20 protein-coding genes, 1 pseudogene and 2 other annotated features are annotated in these 20,294 nt (G+C 47.2%); of the genes and pseudogenes, 20 read left to right on the top strand and 1 reads right to left on the bottom strand.

What is annotated here, in order from left to right:
• Positions 1-129: 129 nt before the first annotated feature.
• Entirely contained in the window at positions 130-1,971 is a 1,842-nt protein-coding gene (locus JNUCC21_RS14230) for a LysM peptidoglycan-binding domain-containing protein (protein ID WP_369878232.1), read from the top strand.
• A 33-nt stretch (positions 1,972-2,004) separates the two neighbouring features.
• On the top strand, positions 2,005-3,027 hold the full coding sequence (gene ysxE, locus JNUCC21_RS14225; RefSeq protein ID WP_012118110.1) for a spore coat protein YsxE: 1,023 nt from the start codon (positions 2,005-2,007) through the stop codon (positions 3,025-3,027).
• Positions 3,028-3,041: 14 nt separating this feature from the next.
• Here ysxE and JNUCC21_RS14220 read toward each other — a convergent pair whose 3' ends face one another.
• The gene (locus JNUCC21_RS14220; RefSeq protein WP_003152639.1) at positions 3,042-3,233 is read right to left on the bottom strand and encodes a hypothetical protein; all 192 of its coding nucleotides are present in this window, start codon (positions 3,231-3,233) and stop codon (positions 3,042-3,044) included.
• A 172-nt stretch (positions 3,234-3,405) separates the two neighbouring features.
• Positions 3,406-3,627, top strand: a binding site (T-box leader).
• Positions 3,628-3,685: 58 nt separating this feature from the next.
• Here JNUCC21_RS14220 and JNUCC21_RS14215 point away from each other — a divergent pair.
• The 18 genes and pseudogenes from JNUCC21_RS14215 to obgE all read left to right on the top strand — a co-directional run bounded on the left by JNUCC21_RS14215 (position 3,686) and on the right by obgE (position 20,283).
• Complete coding sequence (locus JNUCC21_RS14215; RefSeq protein ID WP_020956152.1) at positions 3,686-6,328, top strand: valine--tRNA ligase; 2,643 nt, start codon at positions 3,686-3,688, stop codon at positions 6,326-6,328.
• 58 nt (positions 6,329-6,386) lie between these two features.
• Positions 6,387-7,679 (top strand): folylpolyglutamate synthase/dihydrofolate synthase family protein, encoded by a 1,293-nt coding sequence (locus JNUCC21_RS14210; protein WP_069006956.1) that lies wholly within the window; start codon positions 6,387-6,389, stop codon positions 7,677-7,679.
• A gap of 139 nt (positions 7,680-7,818) precedes the next feature.
• The gene (locus JNUCC21_RS14205) at positions 7,819-8,571 is read left to right on the top strand and encodes an A24 family peptidase (RefSeq protein WP_012118107.1); all 753 of its coding nucleotides are present in this window, start codon (positions 7,819-7,821) and stop codon (positions 8,569-8,571) included.
• A gap of 126 nt (positions 8,572-8,697) precedes the next feature.
• Positions 8,698-9,699, top strand: coding sequence for an SPOR domain-containing protein (locus JNUCC21_RS14200; protein ID WP_012118106.1), 1,002 nt, complete (start codon positions 8,698-8,700; stop codon positions 9,697-9,699).
• A 140-nt stretch (positions 9,700-9,839) separates the two neighbouring features.
• Positions 9,840-10,404: pseudogene (locus JNUCC21_RS14195) on the top strand (nucleoside triphosphate pyrophosphatase).
• Between the two features lie 31 nt (positions 10,405-10,435).
• Positions 10,436-11,131 carry a DNA repair protein RadC gene (gene radC, locus JNUCC21_RS14190; RefSeq protein WP_007408165.1) on the top strand — a complete coding sequence of 232 codons (696 nt, stop codon included), beginning with the start codon at positions 10,436-10,438 and terminating at the stop codon, positions 11,129-11,131.
• A gap of 91 nt (positions 11,132-11,222) precedes the next feature.
• The gene (gene mreB, locus JNUCC21_RS14185) at positions 11,223-12,236 is read left to right on the top strand and encodes a cell shape-determining protein MreB (protein WP_003152647.1); all 1,014 of its coding nucleotides are present in this window, start codon (positions 11,223-11,225) and stop codon (positions 12,234-12,236) included.
• A gap of 30 nt (positions 12,237-12,266) precedes the next feature.
• Complete coding sequence (gene mreC, locus JNUCC21_RS14180) at positions 12,267-13,130, top strand: rod shape-determining protein MreC (RefSeq protein WP_007408166.1); 864 nt, start codon at positions 12,267-12,269, stop codon at positions 13,128-13,130.
• On the top strand, positions 13,127-13,645 hold the full coding sequence (mreD, locus tag JNUCC21_RS14175; protein WP_007408167.1) for a rod shape-determining protein MreD: 519 nt from the start codon (positions 13,127-13,129) through the stop codon (positions 13,643-13,645). The genes mreC and mreD overlap by 4 nt, the downstream gene beginning before the upstream one ends.
• 53 nt (positions 13,646-13,698) lie before the next feature.
• The gene (minC, locus tag JNUCC21_RS14170; protein ID WP_003152653.1) at positions 13,699-14,379 is read left to right on the top strand and encodes a septum site-determining protein MinC; all 681 of its coding nucleotides are present in this window, start codon (positions 13,699-13,701) and stop codon (positions 14,377-14,379) included.
• Positions 14,380-14,381: 2 nt separating this feature from the next.
• Positions 14,382-15,185 carry a septum site-determining protein MinD gene (gene minD / locus JNUCC21_RS14165; RefSeq protein ID WP_016938784.1) on the top strand — a complete coding sequence of 268 codons (804 nt, stop codon included), beginning with the start codon at positions 14,382-14,384 and terminating at the stop codon, positions 15,183-15,185.
• 126 nt (positions 15,186-15,311) lie between these two features.
• A complete protein-coding gene (locus JNUCC21_RS14160; RefSeq protein ID WP_072589419.1) occupies positions 15,312-16,115 on the top strand; it encodes a M23 family metallopeptidase in 804 nt (267 codons plus the stop codon).
• Positions 16,108-16,974 (top strand): M50 family metallopeptidase, encoded by an 867-nt coding sequence (locus JNUCC21_RS14155; RefSeq protein ID WP_007408169.1) that lies wholly within the window; start codon positions 16,108-16,110, stop codon positions 16,972-16,974. The genes JNUCC21_RS14160 and JNUCC21_RS14155 overlap by 8 nt, the downstream gene beginning before the upstream one ends.
• Before the next feature lie 58 nt (positions 16,975-17,032).
• Positions 17,033-17,106 (top strand) — a sequence feature (ribosomal protein L21 leader region).
• A gap of 13 nt (positions 17,107-17,119) precedes the next feature.
• Entirely contained in the window at positions 17,120-17,428 is a 309-nt protein-coding gene (gene rplU, locus JNUCC21_RS14150; RefSeq protein ID WP_003152660.1) for a 50S ribosomal protein L21, read from the top strand.
• Positions 17,429-17,430: 2 nt separating this feature from the next.
• Positions 17,431-17,772, top strand: a complete 342-nt coding sequence (locus tag JNUCC21_RS14145; RefSeq protein ID WP_012118103.1) for a ribosomal-processing cysteine protease Prp — start codon at positions 17,431-17,433, stop codon at positions 17,770-17,772.
• A 12-nt stretch (positions 17,773-17,784) separates the two neighbouring features.
• The gene (gene rpmA, locus JNUCC21_RS14140; RefSeq protein ID WP_003152662.1) at positions 17,785-18,069 is read left to right on the top strand and encodes a 50S ribosomal protein L27; all 285 of its coding nucleotides are present in this window, start codon (positions 17,785-17,787) and stop codon (positions 18,067-18,069) included.
• A gap of 317 nt (positions 18,070-18,386) precedes the next feature.
• Positions 18,387-18,965, top strand: a complete 579-nt coding sequence (locus tag JNUCC21_RS14135) for a sporulation initiation phosphotransferase B (RefSeq protein ID WP_007408171.1) — start codon at positions 18,387-18,389, stop codon at positions 18,963-18,965.
• Positions 18,966-18,996: 31 nt separating this feature from the next.
• Positions 18,997-20,283, top strand: coding sequence for a GTPase ObgE (gene obgE, locus JNUCC21_RS14130; RefSeq protein WP_007408172.1), 1,287 nt, complete (start codon positions 18,997-18,999; stop codon positions 20,281-20,283).
• Positions 20,284-20,294 lie beyond the last annotated feature (11 nt).

The following is a 20,294-nucleotide window of genomic DNA, read 5'->3' as shown; positions in this document are numbered from 1 at the left end:
AGAAAAGCCGATGCAAGCAAGACTTGTATCGGCTTTTTTCAATGCCTCCATTATCATATTTTCCCGGATTGCGGCATACACCTTTAGTGACATCTAATTGTATGGATTAGATGAAAGGAGGATATGAACTTGCCGCATAATCACCGATTGCAATTTTCTGTTGAAGAATCAATCTGTTTCCAAAAAGGACAGGAAGTTTCTGAATTACTTTCGATTTCATTAGACCCTGACATCAGGGTGCAGGAAGTAAATGATTATGTCTCAATTAAAGGATCATTAGAACTTACTGGCGAGTACAACATAGATCACAGCAGTCATTTTGAAGAGCTTAATAGGGAGCTGAGGCATGTAGAGGAAGTGAGGGCGAGGGAGGATGGCACGGCCGAGCTCATTCATTGTTTCCCGGTGGACATTACGATTCCGAAAAATAAAGTGAGCCACCTCAATGATGTTTTCGTATTTATCGATGCCTTTGATTATCAGCTGACGGATTCAAGGATCTTAACCATTCAGGCTGATTTGGCAATTGAAGGGCTGCTTGAGGAATCCGAGCCAAAAGAGCCGGAGATCCCTTTGTACGTGGCGCCTGAATTTGCCAGAGAAGAAATGATCAATCTTGCCGGACATCATTCGGAGGACGAAAACGAACCAGAATTAATGATACGCCATGAGCCTGAAATACCTTTGAGTGTATCAAAAGAAGCAGCACAAGAAACCGAGAAGAACGAGGAAGAAACCCCGCCTTTACTCAGGCAGGAGGAAGAAGAGCAGGAAGCAGCTCCGATTTTGAGGGAGCGGGAAGAAGAGAAAGAAACTGCCCCGATTTTGAGGGAGCAGGAAGAAGAAGAGCAGGAGACTGCCCCGATTCTGAGGGAACGGGAAGAAGAAGAGCAGGAGACTGCCCCGATTCTGAGGGAACGGGAAGAAGAAGAGCAGGAAGCAGCCCCGATTCTGAGGGAACGGGAAGAAGAAGAGCAGGAAGCAGCCCCGATTCTGAGAGAGCAGGAAGAAGAAGAGCAGGAAGCAGCCCCGATTCTGAGGGAGCGGGAAGAAGAAGAGCAGGAAACTGCCCCGATTCTGCGGGAGCGGGAAGAAGAAGAGCAGGAGACCGCCCCGATTCTGAGGGAGCAGGAAGAAGTGCCGAAACCTGTTTCCTTTACTGAGCCTCCTCCTCCCGTTTCCTTCCAACACGAAGAAGAGCCGGAAGAAGCTGAGGAGCCTGCAATCATGTCGGCTGTGAGGAATGAACCTGTATTTGAGGATGATTCAGCAGAAGTGCAGGAAGAGCCAAAAGATGATAACGAGCCGGTTTTCCCTGCGTTCACTCTGACTCCGCATGCAGAAAAACCAAAAATTGCGGAACAGCCCTTCCTTCAAAAAGAAGAGCAGCCAGAGGCCGAGCCGCTTCTCCGTCAGAGCGATCATGAGGCGGCAGAAGACGAAGATGAGCCTGCGGTTTTTCAAGAAGAGCAGGCGCCCGTTTATCGCGAGTTCGTTCCGGAACGGCAGGAAGAGGAGTTTTACAGCGCTCCTAAGCTGCTTGAAGAAGAGGCTCAGGATGAAGAAGGGTTTGAAATTGAGGTAAGGAAGATGGCGCCGCCGGAGGAGGAAACCGGGAAACCTATCGATTTGTCATTTCAGTTTTCCAAACTGCCGCCTGAGGAGCCGGCGCAAGCTGAACAGCCTGAGCCGCTTAAGCCTGAAAGAAAGAATGAAGAAGCGGCACCGGGAACCGAGCAGAAGGAAAATGACAACTCTCATTACTTGACAAAATTATTTACAAGGGAAGAAGAAAAGTTTTCAAGAATGAAAATTTGTATCGTACAGCAGCAAGATACTATCGACCGGGTGTGTGAACGATATGACATAACATCCCAGCAGCTCATCAGAACGAATGCTTTATCGTTTGATGACGAGCTTGAAGAAGGTCAGCTTCTGTATATACCTGAATATAATAACAGCCATGCGTAAGCACAAAGAGGCCGTAAAAATGTGGTGAATGGAATGGAAGCAGTCCAATCAGTGCTTCAGGAATACGGGCTGGCGGCTGAGTATATTGAGCCTGTCAGCCCGCATGTTTGGAAGGTCTACTCAAACTACGGCATTTTTGCTTTGAAACAGCTCAAGCCGGCCCGCAGCAGTGAATTTACAGATCTTATGATTGAGATTGAGGAGAAAGGCTACCGATCATTTGTGCCGATCTGCCGAACGTATGCCGGCGATTTTTTTGCCGGAAGACAGACGGAGAATTCTTATTATTTAATGCCTTGGCTTCAGTACGATCAGGAAGAGGAACGGGATCAAAAACATGTTTACCTTTTTAAAGAGGTCGCGAAGCTCCATTCTGCGACTGTGCGGGACATCCAAATCCGGACTGAAGATATCAGCGGCTTTTATGAAGCAACGAAAAGAGATTGGGAAAATGATAAGCTTGTCTATGAACAATTCGCCGACCGGGCGGAAAAAGAGTGGTATCTTTCACCTTTTGAACTGCAGGCTGTTACGTATCTTACAGAAACGGTTTCCGCCGTCAATTTTGCTCTGGAACGTCTGGAAGAATGGTTTGACGCGGCAAAGGATCATGACAAGACGAGAGCGGTGATCAACCACGGCAGCTTATCGAGCCGCCACTTTCTGTATAATGATGCGGGATCGGGCTTTTTCACGAATTTCGAGAAAGCTGCGCTGGGCCCTCCGCAAAACGACCTGCTCGGCTTTTACTCCAGAATGTTCAGAAGCTATCCGAAAGCATGCCCGGAATGTCTGGACTGGTTTTATACGTATCACAAATCATTCCCGCTCCGTGAAGCGGAAATCAGCCTGTTTCTCAGCTATATGGCTTATCCATCCGCCATGTACAAAGTGCTGAAACGGTATCAGACCGGCCAAAGGGGCTCTGAAAAAGAAGAGTGCACGCAATTATTAAGAGCGTTTTGGCAGATGAAAAATGTTGAGCCTTTTCTCATGAAGGTTCATCAGATTGAGCGGGAGAAAAAAATAAAAGCGGAAAACGAGTCCTCTTCATAACGGGACTCGTTTTTTTATATCCATTCCAAATGCAGGGCGCACGCTAAAAACAGCAGGATGGCAAGCAGCAGGACATCAAAAGTCGTCGGAAAGAAAATCGTCCTGATCCCCTGAAAGATCGTAATCGGGATAATGACTTGCACGGATACAAGGCGGACCTGTCTGGCCCACTGGGGGAGCGAATAAGAATTGAATTTTTTTCTCACGGGCAATTCCTCCTCACATTCGCCTTTCTATGTATCGTATGTAAGGGAAAGGGCGGGGTGCATGCCCATTTATGTATGACGGCAGCGGTTTTTGGAAAAGATGATTGACGAATCAAAAACACTTTTACTATAATAAAGAACATAATAAATAAGATCATGAGCTGATATAAATACACCTGCTTTGAACGGGAAGAGTACAAGAAAGACGCATGAAGAGAGAGAAGCTACTGTGCTGAAAGGCTTCTTATGCCGTCTCATTGGAAGGTCGCCCGGGAGCATAATTTCTTGAACATACAGTAGAGAAATTCGGGCCGCACCCGTTATCCGTTTAAGTGCATGAACAAATCTGTTCATGAAAAAAGGTGGTACCGCGAAAGAGCTTTTCGTCCTTTATCAGGATGAAGGCTCTTTTTTAGTTGCTCAGCCATTTCTAAACATGCTGGAGGGTTATCATGGATACAAACGAACAAACAATGCCGACAAAATATGATCCGTCTGCGATTGAAAAAGGCCGCTATGATTTTTGGCTGAAAGGAAAATATTTTGAAGCGGGCGGTGATCAAACGAAACAGCCGTATTCTGTCGTCATTCCGCCGCCGAACGTGACGGGCAGGCTGCACCTCGGACATGCGTGGGATACGACGCTGCAAGATATCGTTACGCGTATGAAACGCATGCAGGGCTATGACGTGCTCTGGCTTCCGGGCATGGACCACGCCGGCATCGCCACTCAGGCAAAAGTCGAAGCGAAACTCCGTGAACAGGGCACAAGCCGTTATGACCTCGGCCGTGAAAAGTTTCTGGAAGAAACGTGGAAGTGGAAGGAAGAGTATGCTGATTTCATCCGCAGCCAATGGGCCAAGATGGGACTCGGACTCGATTATTCGCGCGAACGTTTCACTCTTGATGAAGGGCTGAACAAAGCCGTGCGGGAAGTATTCGTCAAGCTGTACAAAAAAGGCTTGATTTACAGAGGCGAATATATCATCAACTGGGACCCTGCCACAAAAACGGCTTTATCCGATATTGAAGTAATTTACAAAGACGTACAGGGTGCGTTTTATCATTTGCGCTATCCGTTAGCAGACGGTTCAGGCTCAATTGAAATCGCGACCACCCGTCCGGAAACGATGCTTGGCGACACGGCTGTCGCGGTTCATCCTGAAGATGAGCGCTACAAGCACTTAATCGGCAAAACGGTGATTCTGCCGATTACAAACCGCGAAATTCCGATCGTCGGCGATGATTATGTTGATATGGAATTCGGATCAGGCGCCGTTAAAATCACGCCTGCCCATGACCCGAATGATTTTGAACTCGGAAACCGCCACAATTTAGAGCGGATTCTCGTCATGAATGAAGACGGAACAATGAATGAAAAAGCGCTGCAATATAACGGCATGGACCGGTTTGAATGCCGCAAAAAACTCGTCAAAGATCTTCAGGAATCCGGTGTTCTCTTTAAAATCGAAGACCATATGCATTCTGTCGGACATAGTGAGAGAAGCGGCGCCGTTGTTGAGCCGTACCTGTCCACACAATGGTTTGTCAAAATGCAGCCGCTGGCCGATGCTGCGGTTGACCTTCAGTCAAAAGAAGAGAAAGTTCACTTCGTTCCAGACCGGTTCGAGAAAACGTACCTGCACTGGATGGAAAATATCCGTGATTGGTGTATTTCCCGTCAGCTGTGGTGGGGCCACCGCATCCCGGCTTGGTATCATAAAGAAACAAAAGAAGTGTACGTCGGCCTTGAAGCGCCTGAGGACAGTGAAAATTGGGAACAGGATTCAGACGTGCTTGATACATGGTTCAGCTCCGCGCTTTGGCCGTTTTCTACAATGGGCTGGCCTGATGAAAACGCTGAAGACTTTAAGCGGTATTACTCAACCGATGTTCTTGTTACGGGATATGACATCATTTTCTTCTGGGTATCCCGGATGATTTTCCAAGGTCTTGAATTTACCGGCGAGCGTCCGTTCAAAGACGTGCTGATTCACGGCTTAATCCGTGACGAGCAGGGCAGAAAAATGAGTAAATCCCTTGGGAACGGCGTGGACCCGATGGATGTCATCGACAAGTACGGAGCGGATTCCCTGCGCTATTTCCTGGCAACCGGAAGTTCACCGGGACAGGATCTCCGTTTCAGCTATGAAAAAGTGGAATCCACATGGAATTTCGCAAATAAAATTTGGAACGCCTCCCGTTTTGCATTAATGAACATGGACGGCATGACGTATGACGAGCTTGATCTGTCCGGTGAAAAATCAGTTGCTGATAAGTGGATCCTCACAAGACTGAATGAAACGATAGAAGACGTAACACAGCTTGCGGATCGTTATGAATTCGGTGAAGTCGGACGCCACCTGTACAACTTTATCTGGGACGATGTGTGCGACTGGTATATCGAAATGGCGAAGCTTCCGCTGTACGGGGAAGATGAAGCGGCGAAGAAAACAACCCGTTCTGTTCTGGCATACGTTCTTGACCAGACGATGCGTCTTCTTCACCCGTTTATGCCATTCTTAACGGAAGAAATCTGGCAGCACCTTCCTCATGAAGGCGAGTCAATCACGATCAGCTCTTGGCCGGTTCCGGTGCCGGAGCATACGGATAAAGAGGCAGCGGCGGATATGAAACTGCTCGTTGAATTAATCCGTTCTGTCCGCAATATCCGGAGCGAAGTCAACACGCCGATGAGCAAGCAGGTTGAGCTTTATATTAAAACAGCTACCGAAGACATTGCCGGCCGCCTTGAGAAGAACCGTTCTTACGTTGAACGCTTTACGAATCCGAGCACGCTGAAAATCGGGACGGATATCACTGCGGCAGACAAAGCGATGACAGCGGTCGTCACCGGAGCGGAAGTCATTCTGCCGCTTGAAGGGCTGATTAACATTGATGAGGAGATCGCCCGTCTGCAAAAAGAATTCGACAAGCTGACAAAAGAGGTCGAACGCGTTCAGAAAAAACTCGGCAACGAAGGATTCATTAAAAAAGCTCCTGAGCATGTCATTGAAGAAGAACGCGGAAAAGAGAAAGACTACACGGCAAAACGCGAAGCTGTCCGGCAGCGGATTGCAGAGCTGAAAGGCTGATAAAACAGCGGGGCGGTTTCCTAAGAAACCGCCTTGTCGTATAAAAGAGGGGATTTCATTGTTTAATACGTACAAAGAAGCGATCAGCTGGATTCATGGCAGACTCAAGTTCGGCGTTAAGCCGGGCCTTCTCCGTATGGAAAAGCTGATGGAAAAACTGGAACACCCGGAAAAGAACATTCGCGCCATTCATGTGGCGGGCACAAACGGCAAAGGATCAACCGTCGCTTTTATCCGTTCCGTGCTTCAAGAAGCCGGTTATAAAGTCGGCACGTTCACATCGCCTTACATCATTACGTTTAATGAGCGTATCAGCGTCAACGGCACGCCGATTTCTGATGAGGAATGGAGAACGCTCGTTAATGACATAAAACCGATAGTCGATGAGCTTGATAAGACCGATGCCGGAACGGTGACAGAATTTGAAATCATTACAGCGTGTGCATTTTTATATTTTGCGAAGCGGGCTGATATCGATTTTGTCATTTTTGAAGCGGGGCTCGGCGGCACATTTGATTCAACCAATATTGTGAATCCGCTCCTGTCGGTCATTACAAGTATCGGACATGACCATATGGCGATTTTAGGCAATACCATCGAGGAGATCGCCGGGCAGAAAGCCGGTATCATTAAAAATTCCATTCCGGTCATTACGGGCGTCAATCAGCCGGAAGCACTCGGCGTTATTGAAGCGGAAGCCGAAAAAAAGCAGGCTCCGTATCAGTCACTATATAAAACGTGCAGACTGTTTAATGAAGCGGCGCTTCCGTCCGGTGAAAGTTTTTCGCTGGAAACGGAAACGAAATGCTATGAAAACATTCAAACGTCGCTGATCGGCATTCACCAAAGGCAGAATGCGGCATTGGCGATATTGGCCGCTGAATGGCTGAATCGTCTGGAAGCCGCAGCCATTTCTGAAGAAGCGATGCGAAACGGTCTGAAAAAAGCATCGTGGCCGGGCCGGTTTGAACGTCTTCAAAGCCGCCCTTTAGTGTTTGCGGACGGCGCGCATAACGAAGAGGGCGTTGAAACGCTGATAGAAACGATCCGCCAGCGCTTTGCCGATAAAAACGTCCATGTCGTATTCAGCGCATTAAAAGACAAACCGTATCAGGAAATGATTAAAAAGCTTGAAACCGAAGCGGATTCCATTCACTTTGTATCATTTGACTTTCCGCGTGCTTCAAGCGCCGAAGCCCTTTATAACGCAAGCAGTCTAGCGGATAAGAGTTTCGATGAGAACCCGGACAGTGTGAAAGAGTGGATTGAACAAAAAGATGGTGCGGATGATGTCATCATCATTACCGGCTCCTTATATTTTATTTCAGAAATGAGAAAGCGGCTTATCTGACAGCCCCTCGGATGCCCGACGGACCATTTTCCGGTTTTGCCGGGTGTTTTTATGCTGAAAATATATTTTCAGCCATTTCAGTCATGGTGTTTTTCTTTGCTATAATCTGAGCCAGATTGATAGTAAAGGTGTGGTCTGAGTGCTTTTGATTCTGTTTTTTCTCGGCTTGATTTTCGGTTCTTTTTTTTATACAGCAGCGTGCCGTATCCCGCTGCGAATCTCGGTTATTTCGCCGCGTTCAGCCTGTTCGTTTTGCCGCTTGCCGCTCTCCTGGGGGGAGCTTGTGCCCGTCGTTTCCTATATTCTGCAAAGAGGCAGATGCAGAAACTGCCGTGCAAAGCTGTCGGTTATGTATCCGGCGGCGGAATGCTGGACGGCGTGTTTATTCACGGCTGCAGGCATTCATTTCGGTTTCTCAAAAGAACTGTTAGTCGCGCTGTTATTTCTGTCTCTGCTCATGATTGTTACTATGACGGATCTGCAATATATGCTGATTCCTGACAAGGTTCTGCTGTTTTTTCTTCCGCTTTTCATCGCCGGCCGTATGTTTTCTCCGCTGGATTCATGGTATGCAGGGTTTGCGGGAGCCGTTTGCGGATTTTTTCTGCTTGTTTTTATCATGTTTGTCAGTAAAGGAGGCATCGGCGCAGGTGATGTGAAACTGTTTGGGGTGATCGGCCTGACGCTCGGCGTGAAGCTCGTGCTCATTGCATTCTTTCTTTCCGTTATGATCGGAGCCGTATACGGTATGTGCGCCGCAGCCCGGGGCAGGCTTGGTAAAAAGCAGCCATTTCCGTTTGCGCCGGCCATCTCAGCCGGGAGCGCTTTGAGTTATTTATACGGTGAAGAGCTGTTTTCGTTTTACATCAAGCTCGCTTCAGGAGGGGCTTGAAAAATTTGGCGAACGTTTTTTGGACAAGACGACAAAAGTCTTGTTCTTTTTTTTTTCGCCTATGCTAAAGTGTGAACCATGATCAGTTCAAGGTACGGCCAAGACGAATGCAAGGGGGAAGAGACGTTGAAAAAAAGGAAGAGCAAAAAGCACAGCAAAGCAAAAAACAATGCCCTTAAAGTAACCATTAACGGACAAGAAGAAACGATGTATGGACAAGAAGATGTGAAAGAAGGCGGGGAGAAAACCGTCACATTTTCAAATTGGGAGGAAACAAAAAAGGCGGAGCAGGAGACCGCCGCATCCCATGAAGATCCGAAAGAAGAAGATTTCAATTGGGATCATGAGAAGAATTCTGAGGTATTTGAAGATGACCCGAAAGTCGTTCCGCCATACCAGAAGAAAAAAAACGGCCCTCACTTTCCGAAAAAAAAGCAGCCGTCTTCTCCAGTTAAAAAAGCGGTCACGACAATTGCCGTTGCGGCTGTTTTAGGCACCGGGCTCGGCCTTGTCGCCTTAAATATGTCGGGAAGTAAAGAAGCCTCCGCTCCGGCATCAGCTGACAAAGGTTCACAAGGGCAGACGGCGAAAGCGGGAGATGTTTCTAAAGACAAATCTGAAACAGCCGGCACAGGAGATGCGGAATCTTCAGAGGGAAACTATAAAACATATGCGGTGCAGGCCGGAAAATTTTCATCAGAAAAAGGAGCGCAAACGCTTGTTGACCAGCTGACTGAAAAAGGATACTCGGCCGTCTCTCTGGCTAAAGAAGACGGATACACATACGTGATCGCCGGGCTTGCAGCGGAAAAAAGCCTATCACAGCAATTGGGTCAGACACTGATAGACCATGATTTTGAGGCTTGGGGCGGAAAAGAGCTCAGCTTTGCGGTCGATTCAGGACTGGAAGACTCTTTTAAACAAGCATCTGAGCTCTCCGCCAAAGCGATTACCGGCAAAGATCTTTCAAAAACGGAAGTGGCTGAAGCAGCAAAAGCGGCAGACGGTGCAGACGCCGCTGACAAAAAGCAGAAAGAGGCCGTGCTTCAAGCGCTGAAAGAACTGGAAACGTCGGGTTCGGAATCCGGCTGGAAAGCCCAAAAAGAGCTTTTAAGTGTTGTAAAATAGTATCTCATTTCCCGTCATCCGGCGGGATTTTTTATTTTGTCATCAAAAAGTTATTTTTCTGAAATTGTGGTTGCCCGTTTGATTTGGTAGGATAGACAAGTATCTTTTTTTCTTAAGCAAACCCTGAAAGGATGACAATCATGACAAAACGCTTAATACTCGCATCACAATCTCCGCGAAGAAAAGAACTCCTTACTCTTCTTCAGATTCCTTACAGCATTATTGCAAGCCGCACAGAAGAAAAATTAAATCGAAACCTTTCGCCGGAAGAAAACGTCCAATGTTTGGCCGAGCAAAAAGCTGGTGCTGTATTGGCCGAAAATCCCGATGCAGTCGTTATCGGGGCTGACACGATGGTGTGCATAGACGGCGAGTGCCTCGGCAAACCGCATGACAGAGAAGAAGCGGCACACATGCTGCGGAGGCTTTCCGGCCGAAGCCATCAAGTCATTACGGCGGTCAGCATTCAGACGCATGACCGGAAAGAAACGTTCTGTGACACGACGGAAGTGACGTTTTGGCCGCTCAGTGGACATACAGCTCTACATTGAAACAAAAGAACCGATGGATAAAGCAGGTGCATACGGCATCCAAGGAAAAGGCGCGCTTTTAGTGAAAAAATTAGACGGTGATTTTTATTCTGTCGTCGGGCTTCCAGTCGCTAAAACAATGAGAGCCTTGAAAGAATTTAATATAAAAGCTTGATGTTCAAACCGGGAAGGGGAACAAGGAGGGGTTGATCATCCGTGATCTGCCGTTAAAATTAAGAGATTTCCCCGAAAAAGAAAAACCGAGAGAGCGGCTTCTGCACTTCGGAGCCGAACATCTCTCTAACAATGAATTGCTCGCCATCCTGCTGCGGACGGGAACGAAACATGAGTCCGTCATGAACCTCGCTCACCGGCTGCTGCGGACGTTTGACGGGCTGCGACTGTTAAAAGGCGCCTCTGCCCAGGAGCTTTCCAGCATTCCGGGAATCGGCACGGTGAAAGCCGTTCAGATTCTTGCCGCAATTGAGCTGGGGAGCCGCATTCATAAGACATCCGCCGGGGAGCATTGCGTCATCCGCTCTCCGGAAGACGGGGCGAAGTATGTGATGGAGGATATGCGCTTTTTATCCCAGGAGCATTTTGTCTGTTTATATTTAAATACCAAAAATCAAGTCATTCATAAACGCACCGTTTTTATCGGAAGTCTGAATTCATCTATTGTCCACCCGCGGGAGGTGTTTAAAGAAGCTTTCAAACGATCCGCCGCGTCCTTCATTTGTGTTCACAATCATCCTTCAGGAGATCCTACACCGAGCAGGGAAGATATAGAGGTAACCAGGCGGCTTTTTGAGTGCGGAAATTTAATCGGCATCGAGCTGCTGGATCATTTGGTCATTGGTGACAAAAAATTTGTGAGTTTAAAGGAAAAAGGATATTTGTAACACTTTTTTTTTCGTTGATTTAAGATATAATAGATTTTATGAGTTTTTCCCTTTAGGGTATTTTTGCTTTAAGAAAGGAAGATACATACATATGTTCGGAATTGGTACAAGAGACCTTGGTATAGATTTGGGAACCGCGAATACGCTTGTGTTTGTTAAAGGAAAAGGAATCGTAGTGAGAGAGCCGTCTGTCGTTGCTCTGCAAACGGATACGAAGTCCATCGTTGCGGTCGGTAACGATGCGAAAAACATGATCGGAAGAACTCCGGGCAACGTGGTAGCGCTCCGTCCGATGAAAGACGGCGTTATTGCTGACTATGAAACAACTGCGACAATGATGAAATACTACATTAATCAGGCTGTGAAAAATAAAGGATTGTTTGCGAGAAAGCCTTACGTTATGGTGTGTGTGCCGTCAGGTATTACGGCCGTTGAAGAACGGGCGGTCATCGACGCGACAAGACAAGCGGGCGCACGTGACGCTTATCCGATTGAAGAACCGTTTGCAGCAGCAATCGGCGCGAATCTTCCGGTATGGGAGCCGACGGGCAGTATGGTCGTTGATATCGGCGGCGGAACAACTGAAGTGGCGATCATTTCTTTAGGCGGCATTGTCACGTCTCAGTCAATCCGCGTAGCCGGTGACGAAATGGACGATTCAATCATCAGCTATATCAGAAAAACATATAATCTGATGATCGGTGACCGTACGGCGGAAGCTATTAAAATGGAGATCGGTTCAGCAGAAACCGGTGAAGAAAATGCGTCAATGGAAATCCGCGGCCGCGATCTTCTGACAGGTCTGCCGAAAACGATCGAAATCACGGGAACGGAAATTGCAAATGCACTGCGTGATACAGTTCTCTCAATCGTTGACGCGGTGAAGAGCACGCTTGAAAAAACACCGCCTGAGCTGGCCGCTGATATTATGGACAGAGGTATTGTATTAACAGGGGGAGGCGCCCTGCTCCGCAATCTCGACAAAGTCATCAGCGACGAAACGAAAATGCCTGTTCTTATCGCTGAAGATCCGCTGGATTGTGTTGCGATCGGCACTGGAAAAGCACTGGAGCACATCCATCTTTTCAAAGGAAAAACAAGATAATCAGGAGTTAAATAGAAGAGGTGTATCACGATGCCGAACAAACGGTTAATGCTATTACTTCTGTGTATTATCATATTGGTGGCTATGATTGGATTCTCGCTGAAGAACGGCCGTAATACCACCTGGCCTGAAAAGCTGATCGGTGATACGACGGGAGTATTTCAAAACATTTTTCACACGCCTGCCGAATATTTTGCAGGGTTCTTCGGGGACATAAAAGACCTGAAAAACACGTACAAGGAAAACGAACGCTTAAGACAAAAGCTGGACGGACAGACACAATATGAAGCGAAGCTCCAAGAACTCAAAGATGAAAACAAGAAGCTACGTGATGAACTCGGGCATGTCAAATCAATTTCCGACTATGATCCGATTTTAGCGACCGTTATCGCCAGAAACCCTGATCAATGGTACAAGCAGATCATGATCAATAAGGGAACGAAGCAGAAAGTGGCCAAAGACATGGCTGTCACGAACGAAAAGGGTGCGCTGGTCGGAAAGATCAAAAGCAGCGGACTCAACAGTTTCACATCCGCCGTTCAGCTGCTGAGCGATGTTGACCGCAATAACAGAGTGGCCACCAAAATCTCCGGCAAAAAGGGCAGCAAAGGCTACGGTTTAATTGAAGGGTATGATAAAAAGAAACAGACTCTGAAAATGACCATCCTTGAGCCGGATGAAAAACGTGAAGTGAAAAAAGGTGACCTCGTGGAGACATCCGGAACGGGCGGCGTATTTCCTCAAGGGCTGACGGTCGGGGAAGTGACCGATGTAGAATCAGATGCTTACGGCCTGACGAAAATCGCTTACGTGAAACCGGCTGCCGACCTGTACGATCTTGACCATGTCATCGTCGTGAACCGAAGCGTAGCAACAGGGGAGGAAGGATCGTGAAACGTTTCCTTCTCCCTTTGATTATGATTTTGGTCTTTTGTGCGGAAAGCATCTATACGGATCTGGTGCGTTTTCCTTTCGTTTCCGTCGAGCAGCAGGTCGTTCCGCATTTTCTTTTGCTTGCGCTGATTTTTATGTCCGCTTATATCAACCAAAAGCATGCGGTGATCTACGGTTTGATTTTCGGATTTCTTTATGACATCAATTATACGGGTGTTTTAGGCGTTTATATGTTTGGTTTTGCCGGTTTATGCTATCTGGCGGCCAAAGCGTTTAAAGTGCTGCAGACAAACGCCCTGATGGTCATTCTGGTCGCGGTGCTGAGCGTATGTGTGCTTGAATTTTACGTCTACGGCATTCAGACGTTAATCCGCAGCGGCACAATGACATTTAACGATTTTGTCATTCAGAGGTTCTTGCCGACCGCTTTGCTGAATATTGCGGGAGCCGTTATATTAGTCCTGCCCTTCAGGCTGTTTTATATAAGTCTGAAGAAAGAATTAAGAGATGAGTAAAAAGGATTTTATCTTTTTTTGACGAAAAGAGTATGTTGTTGAGGTGAACATTGATGAAGACCAAAAAGCAGCAATATGTAACAATAAAAGGAACAAAAAACGGCTTAACATTGCATCTGGATGATGCGTGTTCTTTTGATGAGCTTCTCGATGGTCTTCAAAACATGCTGTCGATTGAACAATATACTGATGGCAAAGGCCAAAAAATCAGTGTTCATATTAAACTCGGGCATCGGTATCTGTATCAGGAACAGGCAGAGCAGCTGACTGATCTGATCGCGTCAAAGAAAGATTTAGTCGTGCATTCAATTGACAGTGAAGTCATCGCCAAAGAAGAAGCGCAGCGGATGAAAGAGGAGCAGGAAATTGTTTCTGTTTCCAAAATCGTCCGTTCGGGCCAGGTGCTTCACGTGACGGGAGATTTGCTTTTAATCGGAGATGTGAATCCCGGCGGTACGATCAGAGCCGGAGGAAATATATTTGTTCTCGGTTCATTAAAAGGGATTGCCCACGCGGGTTATAACGGAAATAACCGGGCTGTGATCGCCGCATCAGAAATGATGCCGACACAATTGAGGATCAATCACGTGTTAAATCGCTCCCCAGACCACATTCAAAAAGGGAACGACATGGAATGTGCTTATTTAGATACTGACGGAAATATGGTCATTGAACGCCTTCAGCAATTGGCTCATTTAAGACCTGATCTAACAAGGCTTGAGGGAGGAATGTGAAATTGGGTGAGGCTATCGTAATAACTTCGGGAAAAGGCGGAGTAGGTAAAACAACAACATCTGCAAACCTCGGTACCGCCTTAGCCATTTTAGGGAAGCGCGTCTGTTTGGTAGACACAGATATCGGACTGCGCAACCTTGATGTCGTAATGGGTCTTGAAAACAGAATTATTTACGACTTAGTAGATGTAATTGAAGGCAGATGCAAGACGCATCAGGCGCTTGTCAAAGACAAACGTTTTGATGATCTGCTGCATTTAATGCCGGCTGCCCAGACAAGCGACAAGACGGCTGTTGTCCCTGAGCAGATCAAATCGCTTGTGCAGGAGCTTAAGCAGGAATTTGATTATGTCATTATTGATTGTCCGGCCGGAATTGAACAAGGCTATAAAAATGCCGTCTCCGGAGCTGATAAGGCGATTGTTGTGACGACGCCGGAAATATCAGCGGTGCGGGACGCTGACCGCATTATCGGACTTTTGGAGCAGGAAGATATCGAACCGCCGCGCCTTATCGTGAACCGCATCAGAAATCACCTGATGAAAAACGGTGACACGATGGATGTGGATGAAGTTGTTCATCATCTGTCTATTGATCTCCTCGGAATCGTTGCTGACGATGATGAAGTGATCAGGGCTTCAAATATCGGCGAACCGATTGCCATGAATTCCAAAAACCGCGCCAGCATTGCGTACCGCAATATCGCCCGGCGCATTTTAGGAGAATCCGTTCCTTTGCAGGTGCTTGAAGAGCAGCAAAAAGGGATGATGGCGAAAATCAAGTCATTTTTCGGCGTGCGTTCATAATATATACCAGAATACAAAGATCTGATGAAGCCCAGCTTATCAGGTCTTTTTGTTTTTCAAGAGCGCATATTTGCAATGGACAAGACATAGGATGTACAAACCCAACGATTGCAAAGGATGATGGCGATGAGTCACAGAGCTGATGAAATTAGAAAAAGACTGGCTAAAAGAAGAAAACAGCGGCCTGAATCAAAACGGACTTTCGTTCAAAACGCCCAAACGCAGAATTTTCCCGCGTGGCAGACGGTCAAGGAGCAGGAAAAGCACAAACTTCTTCCGGACTACGAATATCAAACGGAACACCCGCCCGAATTTAACGGACGGCATCCATTGATCAGCGCTCATTCTATTATTTTAAAATGCCTGCTGGCCGCCTGTCTCGTACTGATCTCCGCTATTGCCTATAAAACTGACAAACAGCCGCTGAGTCAGATCAAACCGGTGATCGCACAAACCTTTCAAAAAGAATTTCAGTTTGCTGCCGTAAGCAATTGGTTCGTATCTTCCTTCGGAAACCCGCTCGCTTTTCTTACGCCGGGAACGAAAAAGAAGGACGGTCAGGTGGCGGTCAGTCAGGATATGGCCGTTCCTGCCGCGGGGAAAATCCAGCAGGACTTTCAAAATAACGGAGAAGGCGTCGTCGTCGAAACCGCCAGCGAAGCCATTGACAGCGTAAAAGAAGGCTACATTATGGAAGTGAGCAAAGATAAAAAAACAGGGCTGACGGTGAAGGTGCAGCACGCCGACAATACCAGCAGCATTTACGGCCGGCTAAAAGATGTTAACGTTTCATTGTACGACTTTGTCGATAAAGGGAAAAAGATCGGTTCGATCAAGCTCAACGATAAAAGTAAAGGCCAGTACTATTTCGCGATCCAGGATGGCGATAAATTCATAGATCCGATCCAGGTGATCACATTTGATGAATAAATGGCTCATCCTCCTTTTTAAAATTCATGTCCATCCTTTTCTTTGGATTATCATGGGGCTTGGTCTTATGACGGGGCACATCAAAGCGCTGCTGTGTCTTTTGCTGGTCGTATCCGTTCATGAGCTGGGGCATGCTGCTCTGGCTGTGTTTTTTTCGTGGCGCATTAAACGAATCTTTCTGCTCCCTTTCGGCGGGACGGTTGAGGTGGAGGAACACGGAAACCGGCCGCTTAAAGAGGAATTCGCGGTCATCCTGGCGGGCCCGCTTCAGCATGTGTGGCTTCAGGCGGCAGCCTGGCTCTTTTTCATGTCAGGCTTTGCAAGTGAGCAGACATTTGAGATGTTTACCTTTTATAATCTCTCCATTCTTTTCATCAATCTTTTGCCGATCTGGCCGCTTGACGGCGGAAAGTTCGTGTTTTTATACTTCTCTAAACAAATGGCTTTTCAAAAAGCGCATCTCCTCAGCCTGCAGACATCGGCCGTTTCCGCGCTTTTGCTCTGCTGCTGGATTGTGCTGGCCGTCCCCCTTCAGGTCAGCGCATGGGTGCTGTTCGTCTTTCTCGCCGCTTCTTTATGGGATGAATACCGGAAGCGGCATTATATTCAGCTGAGGTTTCTTTTGGAGAGATACTACGGCAAAAACCGCGATGTCGCCATGCTGCATCCTTTGACGGTCGCGGCCGATGCCAAAGTAAAGCATGTCATGGCCGAATTCAAACGGGGATGCAAGCACCCCATTATCGTTGAAAAAGCCGGCGAAAAGCTCAGCCAGCTCGATGAAAATGAAGTGCTTCATGCGTATTTTGCCGATAAACGGACAGATTCCTCTATGGAAGACCTGCTGCTGCCTTACTAGAAATAGATTGACATATCCTTTTGGTTCTGATATATTTTTTAATGTTATGGATGTAGCACCAATGCTACAACCGCTCGGGACAGGTGATAAGAGCTTTAAAGCCCCCTGTTGCTGGCGAGTCTTAGTCTAATAGGAGGTGCAGAGAATGTACGCAATCATTAAAACAGGCGGAAAACAAATCAAAGTTGAAGAAGGTCAAACTGTTTACATCGAAAAACTTGCTGCTGAAGCAGGTGAAACAGTGACGTTTGAAGACGTATTGTTTGTTGGCGGAGACAGCGTGAAAGTCGGCAACCCAACAGTTGCAGGCGCGACAGTTACAGCTAAAGTTGAAAAACAAGGCCGTGCGAAAAAAATCACTGTTTTCCGTTACAAGCCAAAGAAAAATGTTCATAAAAAACAAGGTCATCGTCAGCCTTATACTAAATTGACAATCGAAAAAATCAACGCGTAAGCATGATTGAGGCAACAATTCGAAGATCCCGGAATGACGGGGGCATTTTGTCCTTTGAAATGACGGGACATGCCGATTTTGCTGAACATGGACGAGATCTCGTATGCGCCGGGGTCACGGCTGTCGTTTTCGGAGCGGTCAATGCGGTTATCGCGCTGGCTCCTCTCGAACCGATTCTTGATATAGGCGAGGACGGGGGTTATTTCTACTTTGAATTCCCTGAAGCCGCTGATCAGGAAGCTTTGCAAAAAGCGCAGCTGCTGATTGAAGGCATGATTGTTTCTCTTGAAACGATCGAGCGGGATTACAGTGAACACTTACGGTTGACTGCAAACCAAATATAGGAGGTGAGTTACATGCTTAGATTAGATCTTCAGTTTTTCGCTTCTAAAAAAGGTGTAGGTTCTACAAAGAACGGACGTGACTCTGAATCTAAACGTTTAGGCGCTAAACGTGCAGACGGTCAATTCGTAACAGGCGGATCTATCCTTTACCGTCAACGCGGAACGAAAATCTACCCAGGTGAAAACGTGGGCCGCGGAGGAGATGACACTCTTTTTGCTAAAATCGACGGAACTGTTAAATTCGAACGTTTCGGCCGTGACCGCAAAAAAGTGAGCGTATATCCTGTAGCTCAATAATGACACAAAAAACTCCGGTCGTTGACTGGAGTTTTTTTTGCAGTAAGCGGAGTAACATCAAGAATGAAAAGCAGAGGATGCGTGAGTGAACCCCGCCTTGAATGAGGACATCAGCTTCCCATACCCACTGGATATGTTCCCCAAGCAGTGATACCAAAAATGTTTCTGCCTGGCATCCGCATTGTATGCGATCCGAAAAAGGAACATGATGAACCAGGAAAAACAAGTGTTTTTTTAACAAAGCCTTCTCTGTTATAATTCATAGTACACACTTATCAAGACTCCTAAAAAGAAATTAAACGATTGGGAGTGCGAAAATGAAGGATGTATCGAAGAAACAAGAAGAACCTGTAAGCGATGCGGCTCTGATCAATGAGCTGATCCAATTAATGGGCCATTTCCGTCATGATTGGATGAATAAGCTGCAGCTGATAAAAGGAAACTTAAGTTTGCAGAAGTATGACAGGGTCGTTGAAATTATTGACGAAATGGTCATAGATGCAAAGCACGAATCAAAGCTCTCAAACCTGAAAACCCCGCACTTGGCGTTTGACTTTCTTACATTTAATTGGAAGTCCCGTTATATGAGGCTCGAATACGAAGTGCTCGGAGAAATTAAAGATTTATCGGCATATGATCAAAAGCTGTCGAACCTGATGAGAAAACTGTTTCATCTGTTCGGTCTGGCGGTAAACAATGAAAGTGAAAATCATCTGACCGTATCGCTGCAGACGGATCACCCTGACAGACAGCTTATTGTATATCTCGATTTTCATGGAACGATTGCAAATGCAGATGTGTTTGATGAATTTCGCAAATCCCGGCATGAGGACTTTGATGTCATGCAATTTGAGCTGACCGGCCATGAATGTGTGGCCGAAATTGGAATGAACTAGCGGTTTTTTACGGTTTAGAACGGAGGATATTATGTTTGTAGATCAGGTGAAAGTATATGTAAAAGGCGGCGACGGCGGTAACGGAATGGTTGCGTTCCGCCGTGAAAAATATGTGCCGAAAGGCGGGCCTGCCGGCGGTGACGGAGGTAATGGAGGCGACGTCGTTTTTGAGGTTGATGAAGGACTGCGCACGCTCATGGACTTCCGGTACCAGCGGCATTTCAAAGCGATACGCGGCGAGCACGGCATGTCTAAAAACCAGCACGGCAGAAATGCGGACGATATGGTTGTTAAAGTTCCGCCCGGCACAGTCGTAACGGATGACGATACAAAACAGGTCATTGCCGATCTGACTGAGCACGGGCAGCGTGCCGTCATCGCAAAAGGCGGACGCGGCGGACGCGGAAATACCCGCTTTGCGACACCGGCCAACCCGGCACCGCAGCTGTCAGAGCACGGAGAGCCCGGAAAAGAGCGCTATATCGTGCTTGAACTGAAAGTGCTTGCAGACGTAGGCCTCGTCGGCTTCCCGAGCGTCGGAAAATCTACGCTTCTGTCTGTCGTTTCATCGGCAAAGCCGAAAATCGCCGATTATCATTTTACAACGCTTGTTCCGAATCTGGGCATGGTGGAAACGGATGACGGAAGAAGCTTCGTCATGGCGGATCTGCCCGGTTTGATTGAAGGAGCGCATGAAGGAGTCGGCTTAGGCCACCAATTTCTCCGCCATATCGAACGGACGCGCGTCATCGTTCACGTCATTGACATGTCAGCGATGGAAGGCCGTGATCCGTATGAGGATTATGTCACCATTAATCAGGAGCTCAGTGAATATAATCTGCGGCTGACGGAGCGTCCGCAAATTATCGTTGCGAATAAAATGGACATGCCCGAGGCGGCTGAAAATCTTAAAGCGTTTAAAGAAAAGCTTCAGGATGACCATCCTGTCTTCCCGATCAGCGCTGTGACGAGAGAAGGGCTCCGCGATCTTCTGTTTGAAGTCGCCAACCAGCTGGAAACAACGCCTGAATTCCCGCTGTATGATGAAGAAGAACTGGCGGAAAACCGCGTAATGTACACGATGGAAGATGAAGAAATTCCATTTAACATTACGCGTGATCCGGACGGCGCGTTTGTGCTTTCAGGTGACAGCCTGGAACGTCTCTTTAAAATGACTGATTTCTCCCGTGACGAATCCGTCAAGCGTTTTGCAAGACAGATGCGCGGTATGGGCGTTGATGAAGCGCTCAGAGAACGCGGTGCTAAAGACGGCGATATCATCCGGCTTCTGGAATTTGAATTTGAATTTATTGATTAAAAAAACGGAGA

The organism is Bacillus sp. JNUCC-21, from assembly GCF_041222765.1.
Lineage (GTDB): Bacteria > Bacillota > Bacilli > Bacillales > Bacillaceae > Bacillus > Bacillus velezensis.
The sequence above is the reverse complement of the archived record's forward strand: the minus strand, read 5'-3'. Positions and strand labels throughout refer to the sequence as shown.

What these genes read in the sequence shown, in the direction of transcription:
- JNUCC21_RS14215 (WP_020956152.1), top strand. Translation starts at nt 3,686, where the DNA reads ATGGATACAAACGAACAAACAATGCCGACAAAATATGATCCGTCTGCG.
- JNUCC21_RS14135 (WP_007408171.1), top strand. Translation starts at nt 18,387, where the DNA reads ATGAAGGATGTATCGAAGAAACAAGAAGAACCTGTAAGCGATGCGGCT.
- JNUCC21_RS14155 (WP_007408169.1), top strand. Translation starts at nt 16,108, where the DNA reads ATGAATAAATGGCTCATCCTCCTTTTTAAAATTCATGTCCATCCTTTT.
- ysxE (WP_012118110.1), top strand. Translation starts at nt 2,005, where the DNA reads ATGGAAGCAGTCCAATCAGTGCTTCAGGAATACGGGCTGGCGGCTGAG.
- rpmA (WP_003152662.1), top strand. Translation starts at nt 17,785, where the DNA reads ATGCTTAGATTAGATCTTCAGTTTTTCGCTTCTAAAAAAGGTGTAGGT.
- mreB (WP_003152647.1), top strand. Translation starts at nt 11,223, where the DNA reads ATGTTCGGAATTGGTACAAGAGACCTTGGTATAGATTTGGGAACCGCG.
- obgE (WP_007408172.1), top strand. Translation starts at nt 18,997, where the DNA reads ATGTTTGTAGATCAGGTGAAAGTATATGTAAAAGGCGGCGACGGCGGT.
- rplU (WP_003152660.1), top strand. Translation starts at nt 17,120, where the DNA reads ATGTACGCAATCATTAAAACAGGCGGAAAACAAATCAAAGTTGAAGAA.
- JNUCC21_RS14145 (WP_012118103.1), top strand. Translation starts at nt 17,431, where the DNA reads ATGATTGAGGCAACAATTCGAAGATCCCGGAATGACGGGGGCATTTTG.
- mreC (WP_007408166.1), top strand. Translation starts at nt 12,267, where the DNA reads ATGCCGAACAAACGGTTAATGCTATTACTTCTGTGTATTATCATATTG.
- JNUCC21_RS14160 (WP_072589419.1), top strand. Translation starts at nt 15,312, where the DNA reads ATGAGTCACAGAGCTGATGAAATTAGAAAAAGACTGGCTAAAAGAAGA.
- minC (WP_003152653.1), top strand. Translation starts at nt 13,699, where the DNA reads ATGAAGACCAAAAAGCAGCAATATGTAACAATAAAAGGAACAAAAAAC.